Annotated in this window: 25 protein-coding genes and 1 pseudogene; 19 read left to right on the forward strand and 7 right to left on the reverse strand. The window is 57.1% G+C overall.

Annotated elements, in window-relative coordinates:
* Nucleotides 1-39: 39 nt before the first annotated feature.
* The 6 genes from V1599_RS11740 to fliB all read left to right on the forward strand — a co-directional run bounded on the left by V1599_RS11740 (nt 40) and on the right by fliB (nt 5997).
* Complete coding sequence (locus V1599_RS11740) at nt 40-2553, forward strand: fimbria/pilus outer membrane usher protein (protein ID WP_395300076.1); 2514 nt, start codon at nt 40-42, stop codon at nt 2551-2553.
* Nucleotides 2554-2563: 10 nt separating this feature from the next.
* Nucleotides 2564-3511, forward strand: coding sequence for a fimbrial protein (locus V1599_RS11745; RefSeq protein WP_297117669.1), 948 nt, complete (start codon nt 2564-2566; stop codon nt 3509-3511).
* Nucleotides 3512-3522: 11 nt separating this feature from the next.
* Complete coding sequence (locus tag V1599_RS11750; RefSeq protein WP_395300077.1) at nt 3523-4035, forward strand: fimbrial protein; 513 nt, start codon at nt 3523-3525, stop codon at nt 4033-4035.
* A gap of 30 nt (nt 4036-4065) precedes the next feature.
* Nucleotides 4066-4251 (forward strand): hypothetical protein, encoded by a 186-nt coding sequence (locus V1599_RS11755; protein ID WP_395300078.1) that lies wholly within the window; start codon nt 4066-4068, stop codon nt 4249-4251.
* A gap of 93 nt (nt 4252-4344) precedes the next feature.
* Nucleotides 4345-4692, forward strand: a complete 348-nt coding sequence (locus V1599_RS11760) for a response regulator transcription factor (protein ID WP_395300079.1) — start codon at nt 4345-4347, stop codon at nt 4690-4692.
* An 87-nt stretch (nt 4693-4779) separates the two neighbouring features.
* Nucleotides 4780-5997: a flagellin lysine-N-methylase gene (fliB, locus tag V1599_RS11765; protein WP_395300080.1), complete on the forward strand. Its 1218-nt coding sequence runs from the start codon at nt 4780-4782 to the stop codon at nt 5995-5997.
* A 36-nt stretch (nt 5998-6033) separates the two neighbouring features.
* Here fliB and fdhF read toward each other — a convergent pair whose 3' ends face one another.
* From fdhF to ycgZ, 4 genes are all read right to left on the reverse strand, one after another.
* Nucleotides 6034-8184, reverse strand: a complete 2151-nt coding sequence (gene fdhF / locus V1599_RS11770) for a formate dehydrogenase subunit alpha (protein WP_395300081.1) — start codon at nt 8182-8184, stop codon at nt 6034-6036.
* A 191-nt stretch (nt 8185-8375) separates the two neighbouring features.
* The gene (locus V1599_RS11775) at nt 8376-8654 is read right to left on the reverse strand and encodes a biofilm development regulator YmgB/AriR family protein (RefSeq protein ID WP_395300082.1); all 279 of its coding nucleotides are present in this window, start codon (nt 8652-8654) and stop codon (nt 8376-8378) included.
* 29 nt (nt 8655-8683) lie between these two features.
* Nucleotides 8684-9004 carry a hypothetical protein gene (locus V1599_RS11780; protein WP_112009487.1) on the reverse strand — a complete coding sequence of 107 codons (321 nt, stop codon included), beginning with the start codon at nt 9002-9004 and terminating at the stop codon, nt 8684-8686.
* Nucleotides 9005-9014: 10 nt separating this feature from the next.
* Nucleotides 9015-9254 carry a regulatory protein YcgZ gene (ycgZ, locus tag V1599_RS11785; RefSeq protein WP_112009488.1) on the reverse strand — a complete coding sequence of 80 codons (240 nt, stop codon included), beginning with the start codon at nt 9252-9254 and terminating at the stop codon, nt 9015-9017.
* 336 nt (nt 9255-9590) lie between these two features.
* Between ycgZ and V1599_RS11790 the strand changes: the two genes are divergently transcribed.
* From V1599_RS11790 to V1599_RS11830, 9 genes are all read left to right on the forward strand, one after another.
* Nucleotides 9591-10811 carry a diguanylate phosphodiesterase gene (locus V1599_RS11790; RefSeq protein WP_395300083.1) on the forward strand — a complete coding sequence of 407 codons (1221 nt, stop codon included), beginning with the start codon at nt 9591-9593 and terminating at the stop codon, nt 10809-10811.
* A gap of 189 nt (nt 10812-11000) precedes the next feature.
* On the forward strand, nt 11001-11735 hold the full coding sequence (locus V1599_RS11795) for a MerR family transcriptional regulator (protein WP_112009490.1): 735 nt from the start codon (nt 11001-11003) through the stop codon (nt 11733-11735).
* Nucleotides 11736-12074: 339 nt separating this feature from the next.
* A complete protein-coding gene (sufA, locus tag V1599_RS11800) occupies nt 12075-12443 on the forward strand; it encodes a Fe-S cluster assembly scaffold SufA (protein WP_008500631.1) in 369 nt (122 codons plus the stop codon).
* A gap of 8 nt (nt 12444-12451) precedes the next feature.
* Nucleotides 12452-13942, forward strand: a complete 1491-nt coding sequence (gene sufB / locus V1599_RS11805; protein ID WP_395300084.1) for a Fe-S cluster assembly protein SufB — start codon at nt 12452-12454, stop codon at nt 13940-13942.
* 9 nt (nt 13943-13951) lie between these two features.
* Nucleotides 13952-14698 carry a Fe-S cluster assembly ATPase SufC gene (gene sufC, locus V1599_RS11810; protein WP_297117641.1) on the forward strand — a complete coding sequence of 249 codons (747 nt, stop codon included), beginning with the start codon at nt 13952-13954 and terminating at the stop codon, nt 14696-14698.
* Entirely contained in the window at nt 14673-15944 is a 1272-nt protein-coding gene (gene sufD / locus V1599_RS11815; RefSeq protein ID WP_395300085.1) for a Fe-S cluster assembly protein SufD, read from the forward strand. The genes sufC and sufD overlap by 26 nt, the downstream gene beginning before the upstream one ends.
* The gene (gene sufS / locus V1599_RS11820; RefSeq protein WP_395300086.1) at nt 15941-17161 is read left to right on the forward strand and encodes a cysteine desulfurase SufS; all 1221 of its coding nucleotides are present in this window, start codon (nt 15941-15943) and stop codon (nt 17159-17161) included. The genes sufD and sufS overlap by 4 nt, the downstream gene beginning before the upstream one ends.
* Before the next feature lie 13 nt (nt 17162-17174).
* Nucleotides 17175-17591 (forward strand): cysteine desulfuration protein SufE, encoded by a 417-nt coding sequence (gene sufE, locus V1599_RS11825; RefSeq protein WP_112009495.1) that lies wholly within the window; start codon nt 17175-17177, stop codon nt 17589-17591.
* A 97-nt stretch (nt 17592-17688) separates the two neighbouring features.
* Nucleotides 17689-18702 (forward strand): L,D-transpeptidase family protein, encoded by a 1014-nt coding sequence (locus V1599_RS11830; protein ID WP_112009496.1) that lies wholly within the window; start codon nt 17689-17691, stop codon nt 18700-18702.
* Nucleotides 18703-18765: 63 nt separating this feature from the next.
* Here the strand turns inward: V1599_RS11830 and lpp are convergent, their stop codons facing one another.
* The 3 genes and pseudogenes from lpp to V1599_RS11845 all read right to left on the reverse strand — a co-directional run.
* On the reverse strand, nt 18766-19002 hold the full coding sequence (gene lpp, locus V1599_RS11835) for a murein lipoprotein Lpp (RefSeq protein WP_001082307.1): 237 nt from the start codon (nt 19000-19002) through the stop codon (nt 18766-18768).
* Nucleotides 19003-19310: 308 nt separating this feature from the next.
* Nucleotides 19311-20723 (reverse strand): pyruvate kinase PykF, encoded by a 1413-nt coding sequence (gene pykF, locus V1599_RS11840; protein WP_112009497.1) that lies wholly within the window; start codon nt 20721-20723, stop codon nt 19311-19313.
* Nucleotides 20724-21103: 380 nt separating this feature from the next.
* Nucleotides 21104-21241, reverse strand: a pseudogene (locus V1599_RS11845) (PLP-dependent transferase); the annotation flags it as partial.
* A 225-nt stretch (nt 21242-21466) separates the two neighbouring features.
* Here V1599_RS11845 and V1599_RS11850 point away from each other — a divergent pair.
* The 4 genes from V1599_RS11850 to fumD all read left to right on the forward strand — a co-directional run bounded on the left by V1599_RS11850 (nt 21467) and on the right by fumD (nt 24309).
* On the forward strand, nt 21467-22489 hold the full coding sequence (locus tag V1599_RS11850; RefSeq protein ID WP_395300087.1) for a methionine ABC transporter ATP-binding protein: 1023 nt from the start codon (nt 21467-21469) through the stop codon (nt 22487-22489).
* Nucleotides 22482-23150, forward strand: a complete 669-nt coding sequence (locus V1599_RS11855; RefSeq protein WP_112009500.1) for a methionine ABC transporter permease — start codon at nt 22482-22484, stop codon at nt 23148-23150. Before V1599_RS11850 ends, V1599_RS11855 begins: the two co-directional genes overlap by 8 nt.
* A gap of 28 nt (nt 23151-23178) precedes the next feature.
* Entirely contained in the window at nt 23179-23991 is an 813-nt protein-coding gene (locus tag V1599_RS11860) for a MetQ/NlpA family ABC transporter substrate-binding protein (RefSeq protein WP_112009501.1), read from the forward strand.
* A 108-nt stretch (nt 23992-24099) separates the two neighbouring features.
* The gene (gene fumD, locus V1599_RS11865; protein ID WP_112009502.1) at nt 24100-24309 is read left to right on the forward strand and encodes a fumarate hydratase FumD; all 210 of its coding nucleotides are present in this window, start codon (nt 24100-24102) and stop codon (nt 24307-24309) included.
* Nucleotides 24310-24340: the final 31 nt, after the last annotated feature.

The following is a 24340-nucleotide window of genomic DNA, read 5'->3' on the forward strand; positions in this document are numbered from 1 at the left end:
GGCCGCAGGGATCGAAGGCCACCGGTCAGGTTGAGAAAGATGGTAACGAAAAATGATACGCGGCAGCCCTCGCGACGGGCGATCTATATCGCCCTTGCGCTGGCCGCCGTTCCTGCCGCCTGGGGGCGCGAAACGTTTAACGCCGAGCTGGTCGAGCTGGACAATCCGGGGATGGGCAAGGCCGATTTATCCGCCTTTGAGTCGGGCTCTCAGGCGCCGGGAACATACCGCGTTGACATCATTCTTAACGATCGGCTGGTGGAAACCCGTGAGGTTGAATTTATTCAGGCCAGCGACGATCGGCTCCAGCCGTGCCTGAGCCTGGGGCAGCTTAACGCGTGGGGCGTTAAAACCGCGCTGTTTCCGGAAATGGTGAAGGGCAATGGGGCCTGCGCCAGCCTCCAGGCCATCCCTGACGCGCGCGCCGATTTTCAGTTTGGCGCGCAGCGGCTGGTCTTAAGCATTCCCCAGGCCGCGGTTGCGCTGCCTGCCCAGGGAGAGGTCTCGGCGGATCGTTGGGACGAGGGGATTACGGCAGCGATGCTGAACTATAGCCTGAACGGGGCTACAGGCTGGGCAAAAGGCGGAGAGAGCGCCGGCAGCCAAAGCCAGTACGCCAACCTGCGTCCCGGCATCAACGTGGGGCCATGGCGGCTGCGCCATTACTCAACCTGGACGCGCGATGACGGCGGCCAGAGCGCATGGAATACGATCTACAGCTATGCCCAGCGTGCCGTCATTCCGCTGCGGGCTCAGCTCACGCTCGGGGACAGCGCCGCCCCCTCGGACGTTTTTGACAGCGTGCCGTTTCGCGGCGTGCAGCTGGCCTCCGATGATGACATGCTGCCCGATTCGCAAAAAGGCTACGCGCCCGTCGTGCGCGGAATCGCCCGCACCAATGCCCAGGTTACCGTGCGGCAAAACGGCTATCAGATCTACCAGACGTTTGTCGCCCCGGGCGCGTTTGAAATTACGGATCTTTATGCCACCGGAGGCGCGGGGGATCTGGACGTTACCGTTCTCGAAGCCGACGGCAGCGAGCAGCGCTTCACGCTGCCGTACGCTTCGCTGCCGGTGCTTCAGCGGGAAGGCCGCGGGAAATATGCCTTCACGGGCGGGCAGTATCGGTCGTGGAACAGCAGCGTTGAGAGGACGCCGTTCGCGCAGGCCACGGGGATCTACGGCCTTCCGCAGGGCGTAACCGCCTACGGCGGCGCGCAGTCGTCGGGGCACTATCGGGCGCTCGCGCTCGGCCTCGGCAAAAACATGGGCGAGGCTGGCGCGCTCTCGGCAGACGTCACCCAGGGCTGGTCGGCACTACCCGACGGCGGAAAATCTGGCGGCCAGTCCTGGCGCGTTCGCTTTAGCAAAACCGAGGCGGCGAGCGGAACGCAGCTGACCGTTGCGGGCTATCGCTTTTCTTCCCGCGGCTATTACAGCATGCAGGAGGTTCTGGATGCGTACGGCGACGGCAGCGCCCCGCAGGCGGCGCGCAAAAACCGCGTGGAAGTGTCGATCGGCCAGCCCCTGGGGGAGGCGTCAGGCGCGCTGATGCTCAGCGCGGCGCGGGAAGATTACTGGGGTTCCGCCGGGTCTACGGCATCGTACAGCCTCGGCTATAACAACGCCTGGCGCGGCATGAGCTACGGACTGTCCTGGACCTACAGCCAGCGCGCCAGCGCGGGTGCGCAAGGGCAACAGCCGCAGGGCGACAGCGATCGGCTGCTGGCTTTTAACCTCAGCGTGCCGCTGGATACGTTCTTACCGCAGGCGTGGGCCAGCTACGGCCTGAGCGCCAGCAGGCATAACGGCGCGACGCACAGCGTTGGCTTAAACGGCGTGGCGCTGGAGAACAGGGCGTTCAGCTGGAACGCACAGCAGGGCTACGGCACGCGCGGCGCGGGCGCGACGGGGAATCTCGGCGGCGATTATAAGGGCACTTACGGCGATGCCTCGGCGGGCTACGGCTACGACAAAAATGGCCAGCGTCTGAACTACGGCCTGCAGGGCGGCGTTCTGCTTCACGAGGATGGCGTGACCTTTTCGCAGCCGCTGGGAGAGACCAACGCGCTGGTGAAAGCACCCGGCGCGCGCGACGTCGATATTCGCAACCAGCCCGGCGTCAGAACGGATTATCGAGGCTATACGACCGTCAGCAATCTGTCGAACTACCGGAAAAACGAACTCTCGCTCGCGCCGGAAACGATGCCGGGCGACGTAGAGCTGGAGGTGACGACCCGGACGGTGATACCGACGCGCGGCGCCGTGGTGAAGGCCGAGTATCTGGCAAAAGTCGGACATCGGGCGCTGATGAGCATTATTCACCGCGGCCAGTTTGTGCCTTTTGGCGCCATCGCCGCGCAGATAAAGGGGGAGGGGAATAGCGGCATCGTTGGCGACAACGGCCAGGTGTATCTCGCCGGCCTTGAGGCACAGGGCACGTTGTTCGTGACGTGGGGGGAGAAGGCGGGGCAGCAGTGCCGCGCGCCGTACGCCCTGCCAGAGCGATCTCTTCTTGCGGATATAGCAGAAATTAACGTCAATTGCGTTTAAGGCATTCAGTATGAAAACACTATTTTTGAGCGTCCTGCTGTGCGTCGCGTCGGGGTGGCATTCCGCGCGCGCCGGAACCTGCAGCACGATTTTGCCTCAGGAGTCCACGCTGTCCGTCGGGACCCTGACGGTCCAGCGGGACGTGCCCGTCGGCACGGTTATTTTTTCGCGCGCGGCGACGTCAACGAAATCGTACATGACCGATTGCACAAGCCCTTTGACGCTCGGCTTTAGCATGCGCTACCTCAGCGCGACGCCGAGCGCGTACGGCAATCACGTCTACAGCACCAACATCGCCGGGATAGGAATTCGTTTTTCATCCGGTAATTATTTTGAAAACCCGGCCTATACGTTCTCCTACAGCCCGCAAACCTCTTACGTTGAATGGTGGGGGGGAAAAATTGAGCTGGTGGTCACCGGACCGGTTACCTCCGGGGCGCTTACGCCCGGCGTAGTGGGCGTGGTGACGCTTCAGGGCAGCGACGGCATTTTTCGCGATGCCCTGACGACCCGGATAACCGACGGCGTCGTCAACGTGGTGGCCTGCACGATAACGACGCCTGGCCTGACGTTTCCGATAGGCGATATTTCGGCCTCTACGTTCGGCTCAGCGGTCGGCACTACGCCTGCCGGTGCGCAGAATACGCAGGATCTCGGGCTGAACTGCGATGCGGGTGCAAACGTGAACGTCACGCTGAGCGGCATTCAAAACCCGGATATCGCTAACGGCAGCGTGCTGGCCCTGACCGGACAAGGCGCGGACGGCGTCGCAAAGGGCGTGGGGGTCCAGCTGTTATATAACGGTACGCCGCTGGCGATGAACGCGCGGCTCGCGCTAAAGCCCGCCGCTGGCGGGCAGGAATCCTTTCCGTTGACGGCGCGCTATTACCAGACCCGCGCGTCGGTGGAGCCGGGTTCTGCCAACGCGTCCGCAACGTTAAATCTGACCTACCAGTAGCCGGAGACGCGATGAAGTACCGGATTATTTTGACCGCGATGGCGGCACTGATGAGCGCGAGCGCGATGTGTGCGGACGGCGTGAACGTTAGCGTAACGGGGAATATCGTGGCTTCTCCCTGCCTCTTTAACGGCGGCAGTTCAGCTGTGAACGTTGATCTTGGCGATATCCAGGCCGCGAACCTGGCGACGCCGGGCTCAACGTCCGCACCGGTCCTCTTTAGCCTGTCGTTTAGCCAGTGCCCGGTGGGAACCCGCAGCGTGACGGTAGCCTTTACCGGCACGCCCGATCCCGCCGCGGGCAACGACTATTACGCCAACGGCGGAACCGCCCGCAACGTGGCGATTGCGATGATCGACGCGGCAAGCGGTGAGCGTAAGGGAACAGGTTCAGCCGTGTCCCACTCTGTGTCTGCAGACCGAACGGTGACGATGCCGATGAAAGCGATGGTCTCGTCAGCGGCGGGAGGCGCCACGGCGGGTTCGATTAGCGCGGTGGTGATGCTAACCCTGCAATACAACTGAGCGTCGTGCGAAGAGATTCAGGAAGAAAATATGCTCAACATCGTCATTAACGAACCTGACGTGCTGTTTAGACAGGGACTTACGTACCTGTTGGCCGACTTCTTTGCGCAAAAGGACAGGCCAGAAATTCGCATTGATGTGCATTCCTCGCCTGCGGGCATTCTGCTGGCGGATATGCTGGTGCTTTCCCTCGCGCCCGGCGAATGCTTCACCTGATTTACGCCCTCTTTGGCAGGCCGAAAGGGGGTTGCAATCGGCCTCGTTGACGCGTGCCCTGAATGGGACGCGCTGCCTTCCTGCTTTGAGGATATGCTTTTTATAGCGCGCCGCGCACCGCTGATGCAGATGCGGTTGACGCTGGAAAAGGCATGGGCAAGACGCCTGCTGCACGACGCTTATCGTCGTCCGTCCTCCTGCGCCGACTGTCAATACAGAGGGCTTACGCCTCAGCAGGTCAGGGTGATGCAGGAGCTTCATCAGGGGCTGTCGATCGCCGACACCGCGCAGCGGTTGGGAATCGCCGTTAAAACAGTATTTTCCCATAAGTATGCGGTCATGGAGAAATACAGGCTGCGCAGCGACTACGAGTTGACGTTATTTTTACATCGAATGGCGGAAAAGCGCAGCGGCTTCAGCGCTCACAGCCTGATTCCATGAATAGCGAAACGGAGTGTCTGGTTATACGCCTATAAGTAAACGCGAGGGCCGTGTTAATTTTTGATTTTTATACGTGACTCTTCAACGATGCAAATTCATAAAACCACAACACCGATTTTCGTGAGTAAGTTTCAGTGCGTTGGCTCGGAATGCTTAATTTCCTGCTGCCGCGGCTGGACAATCAGTATTGATAAGAAAACCCATCAGAAGTATGTCTTTTCCGCACATCCGGAAATAGCAGCAATCGCAAAAGATAACCTAATCCTTCAGCGTAAAGGCAAAAGTAATTATTCCAGAATCAGGCTGGACGAAAAGGGTAATTGTCCTTTTATCGATGAGAATATGCTGTGCATGGTGCACCGGGATTTAGGCGAAGCAGCGCTATCGCCGACCTGCGCGACCTACCCGCGATTATCGTCACGCTATCAGGACGAAACGCGAAAAAATATGACGCTTTCCTGTCCGGAAGTGGTGCGGCGCGTGCTGTTTGACCCTGAGGCGATGCTGCTGCAGGAGCAGGATGAGCTGCTGGCGGTGTATAAAACCAACCTTATCGGCCAGCGTCAGTCTGTACCGCAGGCTAATCAGGTGATCCATCTTATGGCCTGGAACCTGATTCAGTCGCCTTCAAAGGGCATAGAAGAAAACCTGATGGCGCTGGCGCAGCTCATCCTGATGCTGCAGCACGTTAGCTTTGACCTGCACGGCCAGTACGAGCAGGTTGAGCAATTTTATGAGGGGCTGCTTCGGGAATTGCAGAGCGGAAAATCGCTGCTGGATGCAAATAGCGTTGCGCGCTCAAGCACGATGAAATACCTCGCCTTATCTATTCTGGGCACCAACGTGGCCCGCGATTCGGCCCGGGATGGCTTCGTTCTGGAAGGGCACCGGCAAATCGCGCGGTATCTGGATGTGAGCAGCCTGGCCTCCCCGGAGGAGATTGATGAGAAGTTCGTCGGCATTAACCAGCAGTGGCAGACGCTGTGTGAGGATTCCTGTATTTCAGAACCGCACGTGCTGCGCAACTATCTGCTCTACAAACTGTATAGCGGCTATTTCCCCGGCATAGAGACGGCAACCATCATGCGGCAGTTCTACCGCATCGTCCTCGATTTCTTCTATTTAAAAACGTTCCTGAGCGTTAAATCCATGCACGACGAGCTTGAACAGCAGACGGTGATGAAAACCATTGCCAGCTTCTCGGAAAAGACCCTGCACAACCAGACCATCGACGCGCGAATGGATTTTGCGATCGATAAAATCAACGGCGGTGACGATCTTACCTGCCTGCTGCTGATTGGCTAAAACGCGAAGAGGCCCGCAGCGCGAGCCTCTTTTTTATCAGACGTTTGCCGCGTCAAGCAGGCGCGTCTTCATATTCTGATAGGCCGCGGCGGCAAAATCCTCCGCCCAGCGCTGATCGTCAATCGCCTCGAGCCGTACCGCGCAGTATTTCGTTTCCGGCGTTTTGGATACCGGGTCGAGATTATCCTGCGTCAGCTCGTTGCAGGCGCCAATCCACCACTGATAGGTCATGTAGACCGCCCCGACGTTGATGCGCTCGCTGACGCTGGCGCGGGTAATGACTTTCCCCCTGCGCGAACGGACCCACACCAGCTCGCCGTCGGTAATGCCGAGGTTGTCCGCATCGACAGGGTTTAGCTGCACCCGTCCCGGCTCGTCGGCCAGGCTTTGCAGCGCCGCGCAGTTGCCGGTCATCGAGCGGCAGGAGTAGTGCCCGACCTCGCGCACCGTGCAGAGCACCAGCGGATAGTCCGCGTCCGGGACTTCCGCAGGCGCGCGCCACTCGGCGGCAAAAAGCTGCCCCTTGCCGCTTGCGGTATCGAAGCGGTTGTCTTTGTACAGATAGGGCGTACCGGGATGATCGAGGGTAGGGCATGGCCACTGGACGTGGCCCATTTCGCCCATTTTCTCGTAGGTCACGCCGTAGAACAGCGGGCACAGCTCGCGCATTTCATCCCAGATTTGCCGTTCGGAGTCGTAGCGCATCGGATAGCCCATTTCAGTGGCGAGCAGGCTGATAATGTCCCAGTCGCGCTTGACGTTGCCGCGGGCGTCGATGGCTTTACCGAAGCGCTGGAAGCCGCGGTCGGCGCAGGTGAATACGCCGCCGTGCTCACCCCAGGAGGTGGCGGGAAGCAGCACGTCCGCCACCTCGGCCGTTTTGGTCATAAAGATGTCCTGAACCACCACAAAATCGAGCGCGTCGAAGCCGCGGCGAACCAGGCCTAAATCCGCTTCGGTCTGAAGCGGGTCTTCCCCCATGATGTAATAGGCCTTGATTTTGCCTTCAAGGGCAAGGTGCGGGACTTCGGTGATGCGGGTACCAACGCTAGCGTCCATCTTGTCGGTATCAATACCCCAGGCATCGGCAAATTTCTGCCTGACGGCGGGGTCGGTCACCGCCTGATAGCCGGGGAACATGTTGGGCAGGACGCCCATGTCGCAGGCCCCCTGAACGTTGTTCTGCCCGCGCACCGGGCCAACGCCGACCGCCGGACGGCCCAGGTTGCCGGTGAGCAGCGCCAGGCTGGAAAGCCCTTTCACCACGTCGACGGCCTGACCAAACTGGGTGACGCCCATCCCCCACATGACGGTTGCCGACGGGGCGGCGGCAAAGGTGCGCATGGCCTGGCGTATCTCCTGGGCCGGTACGCCCGTCAGGTGCTCCACGCGCTCCGGCGGGTAGTTCTCGACGGTTTTTCGGTAGGCATCCAGCCCCTGCGTAAAGCGCGCCACGTAGTTTTTGTCGTACAGCTCCTCTTCCAGCAGCACATAGCCAAAGGAGTTGACCAGAGCCATATTGCTGCCGTTTTTCAGCTGAAGGTGCTGGTCGGCGATGCGGGCCGTTTCAATGCGCCGCGGATCGCAGACGATAATTTTTGCGCCATTCTCACGCGCTTTCAGCACGCGCCTGGCAACGATGGGGTGTGAATCCGCGCAGTTGTAGCCAAAGACCAGCAGGCATTTCGAGTTTTCAATGTCGCTAATGGCGTTGCTCATTGCGCCGTTGCCGAGCGTCTCCTGCAGCCCGGCAACCGAAGGCCCGTGGCAGACGCGCGCGCAGCAGTCGACGTTGTTAGTGTGCAGCACCGCGCGGGCAAATTTTTGCATCACGTAGTTGGTTTCGTTCCCTGTTCCGCGTGAAGAGCCGGTGGTCATGATGGCGCGGGGGCCGAACTCCGACCTAATGCCGCTCAGCCTGTGGGCGGTATAGCGAATGGCCTCTTCCCAGGTGACTGGCGTAAAGGCGTCGCCCTTACGATAGCGGATCATCGGCTGCGTCAGGCGAGGGGTAAGCAGGCGAGTGTCGTTTAAGAAGTCCCAGCCGTAAAATCCTTTCAGGCAAAGCGTGCCCTGGTTGGTGACGCCGTCTGCCGCTTCGGCGCGGATGATACGGTTATTTTCAACGACAAGATTGAGCTTGCAGCCTGCGCCGCAGTAGGGGCAGACGGTGGCGATTTTTTTCATCAATAACAGACCTGTTAATAAATGAAGCGATGTTTAACTGGAGCATTCCAGTCCCGTACCCGGCTAAAGCAGGATCCGTGCCACATCGTAGCATCTTGATTATCAGGAGGTTATTGCGAGCAAAGGCGTGTCATCGTCAACAGGTTCGTCATAAGTGACGATGACACGTCAGGAAGGGGAGTACAGCCGGGTTAAAGATCGTCCATGGTGTAGCCCACAACAATCTCAAGCGTTTTGCGGATAACATCGGCCTGAACAACGTCGTGCGTGCCTTCAAGCGTCTGGATCAGCCACAGAATAATGGCCTTATTGGTGATATGTCCTTCAGAGGCCTGGATACAGCGTACTGCCGTAGAGAAAATAGCGGACTCTTCAGCAAAACGATCGCCTGCGTGACGGAAATACTCCGACAAAGGGCTTTCATGAAATGCCGATGTGTATTCGGGTTGAATCTGAATATTCTGTCTCATTTATTCTCACCGTAGCTGTTAGGTTGTAGTCAATGTATTTTCTTTGGATCGGACGGTTTTCCTTTACCAAATAAGGGCACTACATTGTCTTCCGTTATCCGAAGAGATCCCTCTCCGTGAGTCCTTCCCTGTGCGGTGCGGCGATGTTTAAACGCGGCACGGTTTTCGCCTACGTCGGCGATAACGCGCGCTATGGCTTCCCGCCGCCCGGGATCTTTTTCATGCGTCTTCATGCTCCATAGACGCTCGATTAACGTGCCTGTCGTGAGCGGCCCGCGCTCTTTCAGTAGCGAAAGAACGGCTTCTCCGATAAGCGAGTCAATCAGCTTGTCTACGTCACTGCTTTTCATAACGGCGTTTTTATCGTTCGAAGAGCAGGCCAAGCAGCATGTGGTAATGCTGTTCCTCTTCCGGACTGGAGGCCTTTTCGAGGCGGCTTAACAATTTCGTACAGAGCGATTTTCGGTTGAGATTTCGCCCGTCGCTCAGAATTTCTACTACCACCTGGCCCAGCGTTTCCTGCTGGGTTGGAAGCGCTGCCTTTTCGAAATACTGCGCAATCGCTGCGGCGGAATCTCCGGCATAACCGTTCTGGTACATGTTTCGCTCCTGTTAAGGTCCGTAATCAGTAACGTTACATTTAAGGTATACACTTTTTTCAAATCTGTACATTTAAAATGTACAATTTTTTAATAAATTGTCATATTTTCTTATAAAGGCGTTTTTATACAACACGTTATGCATGCTGTTTTTTATCGGTCAAGGTTGGGATATATTGTACAAGCTTCAGCTGCAGGAGAGAGTTGTACAAAGGATAATGAAGGGGCTGAAATGACGATAAATCATTGAGATGTAAATTATTTGTTAGGCAATTAATATGCTATAACAGAATGTAACCCACACGTTTTATCGTCCACACCTAACCCCAGGAATAGCATGCTCACGACCATCATTTACCGCAGTCATATCTGCGATGACGTGCCTGTGAAAGCACTCGAAGACATGGTAGCTGCTGCAAATCATCATAATCGACATGAAAATGTCACAGGGATTTTGTTATTCAACGGCACGCATTTTTTTCAGCTGCTTGAGGGTCCCGCGGAGAGTGTGACGGCTATCTATCAGCATATTTGCTGCGATCCGCGCCATCACAACGTGGTTGAGCTGTTACGAGATCACGGTCCGTCGCGCCGCTTCGGTAACGTCGGCATGGAGCTTTTCGATCTGCGGCATTACGACAGGGATGACGTGCTTCAGAGCGTGCTGGATAAGGGCACGACGAAATACCAGATGACCTATAACGATCGCGCCCTGCAGTTTTTCCGCACCTTCGTTGAGGCGACTGAAAAAGCGAACTATTTCGAGCTGCCTCCGGCGGATTCGTGGGAATTTATTTCCGAAGAAACGGCGCTTTCCGCGCAGCCGGAGGTTGTCGCGCCCGGCGCCGACTGTAGCTTCGCCTTCCAGCCCATCGTGGACCCGTTTATGCAGGAGGTGGTCTCATGGGAAGCGCTTATCCGCACGCCTGGCGGTGAATCACCGGGGGCCTATTTTGATGCCTTACCGCGTGAAGAACTGTACGAACGGGATCTGAAAAGTAAGCAGGTCGCGCTGTCGATGGCCAGCGCGCTGGGCCTACAGGACCAGACGTTATCTCTCAACCTGCTGCCGATGACGCTGGTGAACGTCCCCAGCGCCGTGGATTTCCTGCTCACGGCGATAGAAGCAAACGGCTTCGTGCCGGAGCAAATCGTGGTGGAATTTACCGAAAGCGAAGCCATATCTCGCTTCGAGGAGTTTACCAGCGCCGTCAGGCAGCTTAAAAGCGCGGGCATCAGCGTGACCATCGATCACTTTGGTGCGGGGTTCGCCGGGCTACAGCTGCTGGCGCAGTTCCAGCCGGACAGAATCAAGATCAACCGCGACTTGATTATGGACGTCCATAAGAGCGGCCCGCGGCAGGCGATTATTCAGGCGATCATCAAGTGCTGCGCGTCGCTGGAAATTCAGTTTTGCGCCGTCGGCGTGGAGAAAGCCGAAGAGTGGATGTGGCTGGAGTCGGCGGGCATTTCTCAGTTTCAGGGCCATCTGTTTGCCAGCCCGCGCCTGGGAGGCATTCCGGCTATAGCCTGGCCCGAGAAAAAGTTCGGATTTTAATGAGGTTGTACACATTGATGACGGCTTAGCTGTACGTGACGTCAAATTTATACAACAATGTATTAACGAGTGAATGGTTTTTTGCACCATTCACTTGTCCCTGAGTGAGGTATTGGTTATACAAAAGCGTTGTACAATCTGATAAGGTTGGTTCGGTTGGGTATGGAAGTGTTAAGCGTGAGGGAGTTAATGGCCTATTACAGTATCGGTGAAGTCGCCGAACGATGCGGTATCAACCCCGTTACGCTGCGTGCCTGGCAGCGTCGCTACGGGTTATTGAAACCCCAGCGCAGCGAGGGGGGCCATCGTCAGTTTGACGATGAGGATATCCTGCGCATTGAAGAGATCAAGCGCCTGATGAAGTCCGGCATATCGGTCGGAAAAGTGAAAGCGCTGTTGGGAAACAGCGAAGTGTTGACCCAGGGCAGTTGGGCAACGCTGCAGGAAGAGATGATGACCGTCCTGCGCTACGCAAACCCTGCGAAGCTTCGCGCGAAGATCGGCGAATTCCGCCGGGACCACGCGATGGATGTGCTTATCGATAACATTATCACCCCGGTTCGTCAGCGAATGAATCAGGACCAGAACACGGTGCGCCACATGGCGAGCCTGCTCGACGGTGTGCTGATTGAGTTTGCCATTGCAAGCCTGACGGAATCACGTAAAAAAGCCGGAAAAGACGCCCTGCTCATCGGCTGGGAGTGCGACGATCGTACGCATCTCTGGCTTGAAGCCGCCCGTCTTGCGCAAAAAGGCTGGCACATCGACGTGCTGGCAGACCCTATTGATTCACCGCGTCCGGAGCTCTTCCCCGGGCAAAAAATCTTCGTCTGGACGGGAAAACCGATGACGCCTCGCCAGCAGGAACAGCTCGACCACTGGCGGGAACAGGGTTTTGCTATAGCGTTTCATCCAGCACTGTAACGGGGTCCGAAAGGGCCTTTTGTATTTTTTCCTCTCATTCCCTCATTTCGTGACGTTAACGTTCGCTGCCATCAATCATCTATTTCAAAAATAGGCATTTTCGATGCATATTTTGTCTTTCACCATTACCGTCTCTTTCTGTAAATAAAATGCATTATCTATCAATGTATTGAACAAATAATTCCATCCCAGCCTTATCTCCGTACAGGGTCTATGCTTAGTAAAAGGTGCCAAAAAGGGCGGTTAAGCACAAAGCCCCTGCTGTCAGGGGGTTGAAGTGATAATCGTTATCACTAACATGGTGTTATGCCCCTGTGGCTCTCGACATGAGGTGGAACTATGGAATTGCATTCAGAAACCTTTAACCCTGCCGACTTTGCCTGGCGTGGCCTTACGCTCACGCCAGCGGCAGCGGCACATATACACGAGCTGGTGGCGAAGAAGCCGGAGATCCTCGGCGTGCGCCTGGGCGTTAAGCAAACTGGCTGCGCGGGCTTTGGCTATGTTCTTGATACGGTCACCGAGCCTGAAAAAGACGATTTAGTCTTCGAAACCGACGGCGCAAAGCTGTACGTGGCGCTGCAGGCGATGCCCTTCATTGACGGAACCGAAGTCGATTACGTGCGCGAAGGCTTAAATCAGCTTTTCAAATTTCATAACCCGAAAGCCCAGAACGAATGCGGCTGCGGCGAAAGCTTTGGGGTATAGGCGGTACTATGTCTCGACAGACTGAAGCAACTGACGATGTAAACACCTGGAGCGGCGGACACCTCAACTATAAAGAGGGTTTTTTCACACAGGTGCAAACCGACGAGCTGGCGAAGGGCATTAACGAGGACGTCGTCCGCGCGATTTCGGCCAAGCGCAACGAGCCGGAGTGGATGCTCGAGTTTCGCCTGAGCGCGTTTCGCGCCTGGCTGGAAATGGAAGAGCCCCACTGGCTAAAAGCGCACTACGATAAGCTCAACTATCAGGACTATAGCTATTACTCCGCGCCGTCCTGCGGCAGCTGTGACGATACCTGCGCCTCGCAGCCCGGCGCGGTCCAGCAAACGGGTGCCGAAAACAGCTTCCTGAGCAAAGAGGTTGAAGAGGCTTTCAACCAGCTGGGCGTTCCGGTACGTGAAGGCAAAGAAGTCGCGGTAGACGCCATTTTTGACTCCGTGTCGGTGGCGACGACCTATCGAGAAAAGCTGGCGGAGCAGGGGATCATTTTCTGCTCGTTCGGCGAGGCGATCCACGATCACCCCGAGCTGGTGAAAAAGTACATCGGCACCGTGGTGCCGAGCAACGACAACTTCTTCGCGGCGCTCAACGCGGCTGTGGCTTCTGACGGGACGTTTATTTACGTGCCGAAAGGCGTGCGCTGCCCGATGGAGCTTTCCACCTATTTCCGCATCAACGCGGAAAAAACGGGCCAGTTCGAGCGCACGATCCTCGTCGCCGATGAGGGCAGCTACGTGAGCTACATCGAAGGGTGCTCCGCGCCGGTGCGCGACAGCTATCAGCTGCACGCGGCGGTGGTGGAGGTCATCATCCATAAAGATGCCGAAGTGAAATACTCCACGGTGCAGAACTGGTTCCCCGGGGACGGGAATACCGGCGGCATCCTCAACTTCGTCACCAAGCGCGCGCTGTGCGAGGGCGAAAACAGCAAGATGTCCTGGACCCAGTCGGAAACCGGCTCGGCCATTACCTGGAAATACCCTAGCTGTATTCTGCGCGGGGACAATTCCATCGGCGAGTTTTACTCGGTGGCGCTGACCAGCGGCCATCAGCAGGCGGATACCGGCACCAAGATGATCCACATCGGTAAAAACACCAAATCCACGATTATCTCGAAAGGGATCTCCGCCGGGCACAGCCAGAACAGCTATCGCGGGCTGGTGAAAATCATGCCGACGGCCACCAACGCGCGTAACTTTACGCAGTGCGATTCGATGCTGATTGGCGCGGACTGCGGGGCGCATACCTTCCCGTACGTCGAGTGCCGTAATAACACGGCCCAGCTCGAGCACGAGGCCACCACCTCGCGGATTGGGGAAGATCAGCTCTTCTACTGCCTGCAGCGCGGGATCAGCGAAGAAGATGCGATTTCAATGATTGTGAACGGCTTCTGTAAGGACGTGTTCTCTGAACTGCCGCTGGAATTTGCCGTTGAAGCTCAGAAACTCCTCGCCATTAGTCTTGAACACAGCGTCGGTTAAGGAAAGCACATGTTAAGCATTAAAGATTTACAGGTTGGCGTCGACGATAAAGCGATCCTGCGCGGCCTCAATTTTGACGTCAAGCCGGGCGAAGTCCACGCCATCATGGGACCAAACGGCTCCGGGAAAAGCACGCTTTCAGCGACCCTGGCGGGACGGGAAGATTACGAAGTGACCGGCGGTTCGGTTGAGTTCAACGGTAAAGATCTGCTGGAGATGTCGCCGGAAGATCGCGCGGGCGAGGGCATTTTTATGGCCTTCCAGTACCCGGTGGAAATTCCCGGCGTCAGCAACCAGTTCTTCCTGCAAACCGCGCTGAACGCGGTGCGCAAATACCGCGGCCTTGAGGCGCTGGACCGCTTTGACTTCCAGGACCTGATGGAAGAGAAGATCGGGCTGCTGAAGATGCCGGAAGATCTGCTGACCCGCTCGGTGAACGTCGGCTTCTCCGGCGGCGAGAAAAAGCGTAACGACATTCTGCAGATGGCGGTGCTGGAGCCTGAGCTGTGCATCCTCGACGAAACCGACTCCGGGCTGGACATCGACGCCCTGAAGATTGTCGCCGATGGCGTAAATTCTCTTCGCGACGGCAAGCGCTCGTTCATTATCGTCACCCACTACCAGCGTATTCTGGACTATATCAAGCCGGACTACGTCCACGTGCTCTACCAGGGCCGCATTGTGAAATCCGGTGATTTTACGCTGGTGAAACAGCTGGAGGAGCAGGGCTATGGCTGGCTTACCGAACAGCAGTAATGCGCTCCAGCAGTGGCACCGCCTGTTTGAAGCGCAGGGCGTTGCCCGTTCTGAACAGGCCCAGCAGCACCTGCAGCAGATGCTGCGTCTGGGCCTGCCCACGCGCAAGCATGAGAACTGGAAATACACGCCGCTGGACGGCCTGCTGAACGGTGAGTTTGTCACCCGGCGGGCAGCGATCGGCCCGTCCCAACGCGACGCGCTGGCGCTGAACGTGGACGCGGTGCGGCTGGTCTTTGTCGACGGCGTCTATTCCCCCGAGCTGAGCGACGACGCGCGGGAGAGCGGGTTCGAAATTGCGATTAACGACGAGCGCCAGAGCCTGACCGCCGCCGTTCAGCCCGAGGTGTTCCTGCACCTCACCGAGAGCCTCGCGCAGACGGTCACGCATATTTGCGTGAAGCGCAACCAGCGCCCGACGAAGCCGCTGCTGCTGCTGCACATCACGCAGGGGCTGGAGGGCGACGAGATCAACACGGCGCACTATCGCCACCATCTTGAGCTGGCAGAGGGCGCGGAGGCGACGGTGATTGAGCATTACGTCAGCCTCAACGAGGTCCGCCACTTTACCGGTTCGCGTCTCACCATGAACGTGGCGGCCAACGCCCAGCTACACCACATCAAGCTGGCGTTTGAAAACCCGGCGAGCCACCACTTCGCCCACAACGACATCGTGCTGGGCCAGGACGCCGCGGCCTATAGCCACAGCTTCCTGCTCGGCGGCGCGGTGCTGCGCCACAATACCAGCACCCGGCTAAACGGCGAAAACACCACGCTGCGCGTCAACAGCCTGGCGATGCCGGTTAAATCGGAAGTGTGCGACACGCGCACCTGGCTTGAGCACAACAGGGGCTACTGCAACAGCCGCCAGCTGCATAAAACCATCGTCAGCGACAGGGGCCGCGCGGTGTTCAACGGCCTGATCAACGTGGCACAGCACGCCGTTAAAACCGACGGGCAGATGACCAACAACAACCTGCTGCTGGGGCGCCTGGCGGAAGTGGATACTAAACCGCAGCTGGAAATCTACGCCGATGACGTGAAGTGCAGCCACGGCGCAACGGTTGGGCGTATTGACGACGAACAGATGTTCTACCTGCGTTCGCGCGGTATTGACAGGCGGTCGGCGCAGAAGATGATTATCTACGCCTTTGCGGCCGAGCTGACGGAAGCGCTGCGGGACGGCGAGTTGAAACAGCAGGTGCTGGCGCGCATTGGCCAGCGTCTGCCTGGAGGCGATGCATGAGTTTTCCGGTAGAGAAAGTCCGGGCAGATTTTCCGGTTCTGGCCCGTGAGGTAAACGGCCTGCCGCTGGCGTATCTCGACAGCGCGGCCAGCGCGCAGAAGCCGAATCAGGTGATAGAGGCGGAAGCGGAGTTTTATCGCCACGGCTATGCCGCGGTGCACCGGGGCATTCACACCCTGAGCGCCGAGGCGACCCGGCGCATGGAGAACGTGCGCACCCAGGCGGCGGCTTTCCTCAACGCGCGCTCGCCGGAGGAGCTGGTTTTCGTGCGCGGCACCACGGAGGGCATCAACCTGGTGGCCAACAGCTGGGGCAGCGCGCAGGTCCGCGCGGGCGATAACATCATCATCACCCAGATGGAGCACCACGCGAACATCGTTCCGTGGCAGATGCTCTGCGAACGCACCGGCGCGCAGCTGCGAGCGATCCCGCTGAATCAGGACGGCACGCTGCAGCTTGAGCAGCTTGATGCCCTGCTGGACGAGCGTACGCGGCTGGTTGCCGTGACGCAGGTCTCTAACGTGCTGGGCACCGAAAACCCGGTGGCGGAGATTATCGATAAAGCACACCGGGCGGGCGCGAAGGTGCTGATTGACGGCGCGCAGTCGGTGATGCACCACGCGGTGGACGTTCAGGCGCTGGACTGTGATTTTTACCTCTTCTCCGGGCATAAGCTCTACGGGCCGACCGGCATCGGCGTGCTCTACGTGAAGGAAGATATTCTCCAGGCCATGCCGCCGTGGGAAGGGGGCGGCTCGATGATTGCCACCGTCAGCCTGACCGAGGGCACCACCTACGCGCGCGCGCCGTGGCGCTTTGAGGCCGGTACGCCAAACACCGGCGGCATTATCGGGCTCGGCGCGGCGCTGTCTTACGTCTCCGCGATTGGCCTTGACGCCATTCAGGCGTACGAACAGCAGCTGATGCGTTACGCGCTGCAGGCGCTGGCCAGCGTGCCGGATCTGACCCTCTACGGCCCGCAGGATCGCCAGGGCGTCATTGCCTTCAATCTGGGGAAACATCACGCCTATGACGTTGGCAGTTTCCTTGATAACTACGGCGTCGCCGTGCGCACCGGGCACCACTGCGCGATGCCGCTGATGGCGTTTTACCAGGTGCCGGCAATGTGCCGCGCGTCGCTGGTGATGTACAACACGACGGAAGAGGTCGACAGGCTGGTGGCAGGGCTGAAGCGCATTCACCAGCTGCTGGGCTAAGGGAGAGCAAGAGATGGCAGAGCTGCCGGACAAAGAAAAACTGCTGCGCAACTTTGGGCGTTGCGCAAACTGGGAAGAGAAGTACCTCTACATCATCGAGCTGGGGCAGCGTTTACCGCCGCTCGGCGCTGAAGCGCACAGCCCGGAGAACATTATTCAGGGCTGTCAGAGCCAGGTGTGGATTGTGATGAAGCAATCTGACGACGGGACCATTGAACTGCGCGGCGACAGCGACGCCGCGATTGTCAAAGGCCTTATCGCCGTTGTGTTCATCCTTTACCATCAGATGTCGGCGCAGGACATCGTCGCGTTCGACGTGCGGCCGTGGTTTGAAAAAATGGCGCTGACCCAGCATCTTACGCCGTCCCGATCGCAGGGGCTCGAAGCAATGATTCGCGCCATTCGCGCCAAAGCCGCAATCCTTAGCTAGACTTAAAAGACAGCATTCATTCTGTTCCGCGAGGTGGTTCCTGCCTCGCTGGTTTTTCAGCTTTCTGGCGTCCTGTCAGTGAATAAGGAATCTCAGCATGAAGCGCGCGTCTCTTATAACTCTATTACTCCTTGGTTCGCTCAACGCCCTTCATTCGGCCTGGGCGGTGGATTATCCTTTGCCCCCTGCGGGCAGCCGGCTAATTGGTCAAAACCAAACCTATACGGTGCAGGAGGGGGACAATAAGCTGCAAACGATCGCTCGCCGGTTTAATACGGCCGCGCAGCTTATTCTCGAAGCCAATAACACCATTGCGCCGGTTAATCCCGCGCCCGGTACAGCGATCGTCATTCCTTCGCAGATGCTGCTGCCCGATACCCCGCGCGAAGGCATCGTCGTCAACCTGGCGGAGCTGCGGCTCTATTATTTCCCGCCGGGCGAGAATATCGTTCAGGTTTATCCGCTGGGCATTGGACAGCTGGGGCTTGAAACGCCGGTGACGACGACGCGCGTCAGCCAGAAGATCCCCAACCCGACCTGGACACCAACGGCGGGCATCAGGGCGCGTTCTCTGGCGCAGGGGATTAAGCTGCCTCCTGTGGTGCCAGCGGGGCCGAATAACCCGCTAGGGCGCTTCGCGCTGCGTTTAGGCGTGGGAAATGGGGAATATCTTATCCACGGGACCAGCGCGCCGGACAGCGTTGGGCTGCGCGTGAGCTCCGGCTGCATGCGGATGAACGCCCCGGACATTCAGGCGCTGTTTGCGCAGGTGCGCGTTGGTACGCGCGTGCAGATTATCAATGAGCCGGTGAAATATGCCGTCGAGCCGGACGGTAGGCGCTATATCGAAGTGCACAGGCCGCTGGCGCAGGAGGAGGGAGAAAATCCTCAAACCTCGCCAATTACGCACTCGGCGGCGTTTGCGTCGTTTGTTTCGCAATCCGGGAGCGATAAAGCGCTTATCGATAAAGCCCTGTCTCGCCGGGCGGGTATTCCCGTGGCGGTGAATGCGCAGAGCGGCGCATCGGCCAGCACGAGCGTGCAGTCGGTGCAAAACAGTCGTATATCGGACGCTATTGCAGAAAACGAAGGGGAAAAGGTCACGCAGTAAATGTCAGCGGAATGAGATAAAAAAAATGGCGCACAATGTGCGCCATTTTATTAACAGGTACTATTACTTACGGTATTTAGTAGCCTGGTTGTCCAGACGCTGGTTAGCGCGAGCTGCGTCGTCTTTAGCAGCCTGAACGTCGGAACGCATTGCGTTCACGTCGTTGCTCAGCTGGTCAACTTTAGCGTTCAGAGTCTGAACGTCAGAAGACAGCTGATCGATTTTAGCGTTGCTGGAGCAACCTGCCAGCAGAGTAGAACCCAGGATTACCGCGCCCAGTACCAGTTTAGTACGATTCATTATTAATACCCTCTAGATTGAGTTAATCTCCATGTAGCGTTACAAGTATTACACAAAGTTTTTTAGGTTGAGAATATTTTTTTGATGGGAATACGCCTATTTTTGATCGTTCGCTCAAAGAAGCATCGTATTCGGCGTTTTTGAACAAAAAGCTATGTTAAAAAAGGCATTTTTCATCGGATTCATCTTAGATAAATCGCAATTAAATAGAAAAACCCGATTTGCTTTTTGAATGAAATTGGCTATTACCGGAAATAAAAAAAGCGCCCACAGGGCGCTTTTCGCAAAATTAATTCGTTCAGGAATTATTACAGTACGTGAACAGATGCAGTATTGGTTGTTCCGCTTGGTACCAGCGCGCCGGAAACCATCACGACAACGTCACCTTTCTGAGCCAGGCCGCTTTCCAGCGCCAGCGCTTTACCCTGAATGTAGAAATCGTCAGTAGAGGCGATCTCTTTGACCAGATGAGCCACAACGCCTTTGCTCAGCACCAGCTGACGCGCGGTAGTCTCGTTAGTGGTCAGCGCCAGGATGGTGGCATCCGGGAAGTATTTACGCACGGCGCGAGCTGATTTACCGCCCTGGGTCGCAACCACGATCAGCGGCGCGTCCAGTTTTTCTGCGGTTTCAACTGCACCACGGCACACGGCTTCGGTGATACGCAGCTTGCGGCTGTCGTTGTTGAAGTCCAGACGGCTGGTCATCACGCGGTCAGTACGCTCACAGATGGTTGCCATGATGCTAACGGCTTCCAGCGGGTACTTACCTTTAGCGGATTCGCCGGACAGCATAACCGCATCGGTACCGTCGAGGATGGCGTTCGCCACGTCGCCTGCTTCTGCGCGGGTAGGGCGTGGGTTTTTGATCATGGAGTCCAGCATCTGCGTCGCGGTGATAACCACCTTACGCGCGCGAACGCATTTCTCGATCATCATCTTCTGCGCGAAGATTACTTCTTCAACCGGGATTTCAACGCCCAGGTCACCACGTGCAACCATGATGCCGTCAGACGCTTCGAGGATTTCGTCGAAGTTGTTCAGGCCTTCCTGGTTTTCAATTTTGGAGATGATCTGGATCTTCTCGCCGCCGTGGGCCTTCAGGTGCTCACGGATTTCCACCACGTCGGAACGCTTACGGATGAAGGAGGCTGCCACGAAATCAACGCCTTGCTCGCAGCCGAAGATCAGGTCCTGCTTGTCTTTTTCAGCCAGTGCTGGCAGTGCGATGGAAACGCCAGGCAGGTTAACGCCTTTGTTTTCGCCCAGGTCGCCGTTGTTCAGCACTTTACAGATAACTTTATTACCTTCGATCGCGGTCACTTCCATGCCGATCAGACCATCGTCTACCAGCACGGTGTTGCCTACGGACAGGTCGCTGGTGAAGCCTTCATAGGTCACTGCAACGATTTCGCTGTTACCGACGACGGATTTGTCGGTGGTGAAGGTGAAGGTCTGGCCCGCTTTCAGAGAGACGTCGTTGCCGCCTTCCAGCTTGATGGTGCGGATTTCAGGACCTTTGGTATCCAGCAGAATAGCGGCTTTTTTGCCGGTCTTGCTCATCACGTTGCGCAAGTTCTGGATACGCTGGCCGTGTTCTGCGTAATCACCGTGGGAGAAGTTCAGACGCATAACGTTCATGCCGGCATCCAGCATTTTGCTCAGCATCTCTTCGGATTCGGTTTTTGGGCCGATGGTACAAACAATTTTCGTCTTTTTCATGACAGTCTTAGTCTTTAAGTTGGGAAGGATATGGAAATATCGCTCCGGGGGCGCACCGCCGCAGAGCCAAACCTGTGTTGCAAAATTGACTATGGCACGCAGTAAGGATAGGTGACATCAAATGAGCGTGCAGAAGAAAGTGTGCCTGAGTTTCAGCCCAAGGAGAGAGAGCAGAGTGTGTACGTTGTTTTTTATAGTCCAAGCGCTGAAACCATTCACCAGGGATAAGGCGCGCATTATACGCCGATTTCGAGATAAAAGGAAAATGGAAACAGCGTTTCAAAAACAATCTGTGCAGAACCTCACAATATTGTTATCAAGGCGTTAAGGTAGATTGAAATCTTATCGCGGCGTAAGAATGACCCGCCGCGTTTTGCTCATTAATCCAGCGCTTGAAGAAGCTCGGCAATCAGGTCGCGGCTATCCTCAATGCCCACAGAGAGACGGATTGGCTCAGGCACGATGCCGCTAGCAAGACGTTGCTCCAGCGGAACAGGCGCGTGGGCTACCGCTGTAGGAATATTCATACCCGGTATGCTCCCCCGTGCGAGTTGCGCAAACGTCGAGGTCGGATAATCATTGCCGAAATTATTCTATTGGCTTCTCGCCGCAGAATTCGCTTCTTATTCCCGGGCGCTATAAGACATGCCTTTTTGTTCATTTAAATCCGCTGATAGCCTGACTAGTATCGTTTGGACATCCATACTGCTAAACCGCTATATGTACTACGGATATTAATAAGAATGATTGAACTCAGGAATATTTCGAAGGTTTTTGACAACGGCAAAGTCGCGCTGACCGCTGTCGACAACGTGAATTTAACGGTTGAGCAGGGACAGATTTACGGAATTATTGGCTACAGCGGGGCGGGGAAAAGCACCCTCATCCGGCTGCTGAACGGCCTGGAGAAACCAAGCACTGGTAGCGTGACCATTAACGGGCACAACATCTCGGCCGCGAAGGGCGAGGCGCTGCGTCAGGCGCGTCTTAAAATCAGCATGGTGTTCCAGCACTTCAACCTGCTGTGGTCGCGCACGGTGAACGAGAACATCGCCTTTTCGATGCAAATCGCGGGCGTACCTAAAGCGAAAATTAAGGCGCGGGTGGCCGAGCTGGTGGATCTGGTCGGCCTGAAGGGGCGCGAAAATGCCTATCCGTCGCAGCTGAGCGGCGGGCAAAAGCAGCGCGTGGGCATTGCGCGCGCGCTGGCCAACAGCCCGGACGTGCTGCTCTGCGATGAAGCGACCTCTGCGCTTGACCCGCAAACCACCGATCAGATCCTCGATCTGCTGCTGGACGTTAACCGTCGCTTTCAGCTGACCATCGTTTTGATTACCCACGAAATGCACGTGGTGCGCAAAATCTGCGACCGCGTGGCGGTGATGGAGAACGGAAAAGTCGTGGAAGAGGGCGACGTGCTGCGCGTCTTTACCCATCCGCAGCAGCCGATCACGCAGCAGTTTGTCCGCCAGGTTAGCCAGTACGCCGAAGAGGAAACGTTTAACACGGAGCTGGCAAACGACCTGGAAGGCGCGGTGATCAGGCTGACGTTTACCGGGCACAGCACGCACCGGCCGATCGTAGGGGAGCTTACGCTGCGCTACGGCCTGCCGTTTAACATCCTGCACGGAAAAATGACGCAAACCGCCCACGGCGTTTTCGGACAGCTTTGGGTCCACGTCGTGGCATCAGATGAGCAACTGAACAATATCCTCGCCGACCTGAAGCAAAGCGATATTGACGGCGAGGTAATTAAGCATGGCTGAGAATCTTTTTCCGCACCTGAAGTGGGACCAGCTGTGGTCGGCTACCCAGGAGACGCTTTACATGACCGCGCTTTCCGGCGTGGCGACCTTTGTGCTCGGCATCGTGCTGGGGCTGGCGCTGTTTTTAACCGCCCGCGGCGGTCTGTTCCAGAACCGCACGGTCTACAGCGTGATGTCGATCGTGGTGAACGTGTTCCGCTCCATCCCGTTCATTATCCTGATCGTCCTGCTGATCCCGTTCACTAAGACTATCGTCGGGACCATTCTTGGCGCAAACGCGGCGCTGCCGGCGCTGATTGTCGGTGCGGCGCCGTTCTACGCTCGCCTGGTCGAGATCGCCCTGCGCGAAGTCGACAAAGGGGTTATCGAGGCCACGCGCTCAATGGGCGCGCGGCTGAGCACGCTCGTATTTCGGGTTTTACTGCCGGAATCATCACCTGCACTGGTTTCAGGTATTACTGTGACGCTCATTGCGCTGGTCAGCTACAGCGCCATGGCGGGGGTGATTGGCGCCGGCGGGTTGGGAAATCTGGCTTATCTGGAAGGATTCCAGCGCAACCACGGTGACGTCACGCTGGTGGCAACGGTGACCATTTTGATCATTGTTTTCATTATCCAGTTCTGCGGCGATGTCATTACTTCACTGTTAGACAAAAGATAATCTCTAATAACACACGGGAACCATCATCATGAAAAAAACGCTGACGCTGATCGCCGCCGCAACCCTGAGCGCCCTGAGCTTTGCCGCCTGGGCCGACACCCTGACCGTGGGGGCGTCCAACACGCCGCACGCGGAAATTCTCGAGCAGGCGAAGCCGATTCTGGCGAAGCAGGGGATCGACCTGGAGATCAAGCCGTTCCAGGACTACATCCTGCCGAACACCGCGCTGGCGGGCCGCGACATCGACGCCAACTATTTCCAGCACATTCCCTACCTGAACAGCGTGCTGAAGGATCACGCGGGCGATAAGGATTACGATTTCGTCAGCGCGGGCGCGATCCACATTGAGCCAATCGGCATCTACTCGAAAAAATACAAGTCGCTGAAGGATCTGCCGGAAGGCGGAAAAATCATCATGCGCGACGCGGTGTCCGAAGAGGGGCGTATCCTCTCCATCTTCGAGAAAGAGGGTGTGATCACGCTGAAGCCGGGCATCGACAAAGTGACCGCGCGCATCAGCGACATCGTCGAGAACCCGAAAAAGCTGCAGTTTACGCCTAACGTCGAGGCCTCCCTGCTGCCGCAGATGTATAACAACGACGAAGGCGCGGCGGTGGTGATTAACGCCAACTACGCGATTGACGCCGGTCTGGACCCGGTTCACGACCCGATTGCGGTCGAGAGCGGTGAAAACAACCCGTACGCCAACATCATTACCGTGCACCGCGGTGACGAGAAGAAAAAAGATATCGTCGCGCTGGTAAACGTCCTGCACTCGAAAGAGATTCAGGACTGGATCCGCACCAAATATAAAGGCGCGGTGATCCCGGTAAATAATTAATTAGCTGATTTACAAGATGAAGCCCGGTGAGACTCTCGTCGGGCTTCTTTTTTGTATACCGCCAGCGAATGAATTAAGCTGAGTTTTTCGGGCAATGGAGCGATGGCAATGGGCAATGTAACGAAAGACGAAGCGCTGTATCAGGAGATGTGCCGGGTCGTTGGCAAGGTGGTGCTGGAGATGCGCGATTTAGGCCAGGAGCCAAAGCATATCGTGATTGCGGGCGTGGTGCGGACCGCGCTGGCAAACCAGCGGATTAAACGCAGCGAACTCACCACCCAGGCGATGGAAACGGTGGTGAAAGCGCTGGCCGGGTAGGCCCTGCGGCCACTTGCTTATCCTGCGCTGG

Origin of the sequence: Enterobacter sp. ECC-175, assembly GCF_043968675.1 — a bacterium.
Taxonomy (GTDB): Bacteria; Pseudomonadota; Gammaproteobacteria; order Enterobacterales; family Enterobacteriaceae; genus Enterobacter.

Coding starts and splice junctions, on each gene's coding strand:
- V1599_RS11740 (WP_395300076.1), top strand. CDS start 40: ATGGTAACGAAAAATGATACGCGGCAGCCCTCGCGACGGGCGATCTAT.
- V1599_RS11745 (WP_297117669.1), top strand. CDS start 2,564: ATGAAAACACTATTTTTGAGCGTCCTGCTGTGCGTCGCGTCGGGGTGG.
- V1599_RS11750 (WP_395300077.1), top strand. CDS start 3,523: ATGAAGTACCGGATTATTTTGACCGCGATGGCGGCACTGATGAGCGCG.
- V1599_RS11755 (WP_395300078.1), top strand. CDS start 4,066: ATGCTCAACATCGTCATTAACGAACCTGACGTGCTGTTTAGACAGGGA.
- V1599_RS11760 (WP_395300079.1), top strand. CDS start 4,345: ATGCTTTTTATAGCGCGCCGCGCACCGCTGATGCAGATGCGGTTGACG.
- fliB (WP_395300080.1), top strand. CDS start 4,780: ATGCAAATTCATAAAACCACAACACCGATTTTCGTGAGTAAGTTTCAG.
- fdhF (WP_395300081.1), bottom strand. CDS start 8,184: ATGAAAAAAATCGCCACCGTCTGCCCCTACTGCGGCGCAGGCTGCAAG.
- V1599_RS11775 (WP_395300082.1), bottom strand. CDS start 8,654: ATGAGACAGAATATTCAGATTCAACCCGAATACACATCGGCATTTCAT.
- V1599_RS11780 (WP_112009487.1), bottom strand. CDS start 9,004: ATGAAAAGCAGTGACGTAGACAAGCTGATTGACTCGCTTATCGGAGAA.
- ycgZ (WP_112009488.1), bottom strand. CDS start 9,254: ATGTACCAGAACGGTTATGCCGGAGATTCCGCCGCAGCGATTGCGCAG.
- V1599_RS11790 (WP_395300083.1), top strand. CDS start 9,591: ATGCTCACGACCATCATTTACCGCAGTCATATCTGCGATGACGTGCCT.
- V1599_RS11795 (WP_112009490.1), top strand. CDS start 11,001: ATGGCCTATTACAGTATCGGTGAAGTCGCCGAACGATGCGGTATCAAC.
- sufA (WP_008500631.1), top strand. CDS start 12,075: ATGGAATTGCATTCAGAAACCTTTAACCCTGCCGACTTTGCCTGGCGT.
- sufB (WP_395300084.1), top strand. CDS start 12,452: ATGTCTCGACAGACTGAAGCAACTGACGATGTAAACACCTGGAGCGGC.
- sufC (WP_297117641.1), top strand. CDS start 13,952: ATGTTAAGCATTAAAGATTTACAGGTTGGCGTCGACGATAAAGCGATC.
- sufD (WP_395300085.1), top strand. CDS start 14,673: ATGGCTGGCTTACCGAACAGCAGTAATGCGCTCCAGCAGTGGCACCGC.
- sufS (WP_395300086.1), top strand. CDS start 15,941: ATGAGTTTTCCGGTAGAGAAAGTCCGGGCAGATTTTCCGGTTCTGGCC.
- sufE (WP_112009495.1), top strand. CDS start 17,175: ATGGCAGAGCTGCCGGACAAAGAAAAACTGCTGCGCAACTTTGGGCGT.
- V1599_RS11830 (WP_112009496.1), top strand. CDS start 17,689: ATGAAGCGCGCGTCTCTTATAACTCTATTACTCCTTGGTTCGCTCAAC.
- lpp (WP_001082307.1), bottom strand. CDS start 19,002: ATGAATCGTACTAAACTGGTACTGGGCGCGGTAATCCTGGGTTCTACT.
- pykF (WP_112009497.1), bottom strand. CDS start 20,723: ATGAAAAAGACGAAAATTGTTTGTACCATCGGCCCAAAAACCGAATCC.
- V1599_RS11850 (WP_395300087.1), top strand. CDS start 21,467: ATGATTGAACTCAGGAATATTTCGAAGGTTTTTGACAACGGCAAAGTC.
- V1599_RS11855 (WP_112009500.1), top strand. CDS start 22,482: ATGGCTGAGAATCTTTTTCCGCACCTGAAGTGGGACCAGCTGTGGTCG.
- V1599_RS11860 (WP_112009501.1), top strand. CDS start 23,179: ATGAAAAAAACGCTGACGCTGATCGCCGCCGCAACCCTGAGCGCCCTG.
- fumD (WP_112009502.1), top strand. CDS start 24,100: ATGGGCAATGTAACGAAAGACGAAGCGCTGTATCAGGAGATGTGCCGG.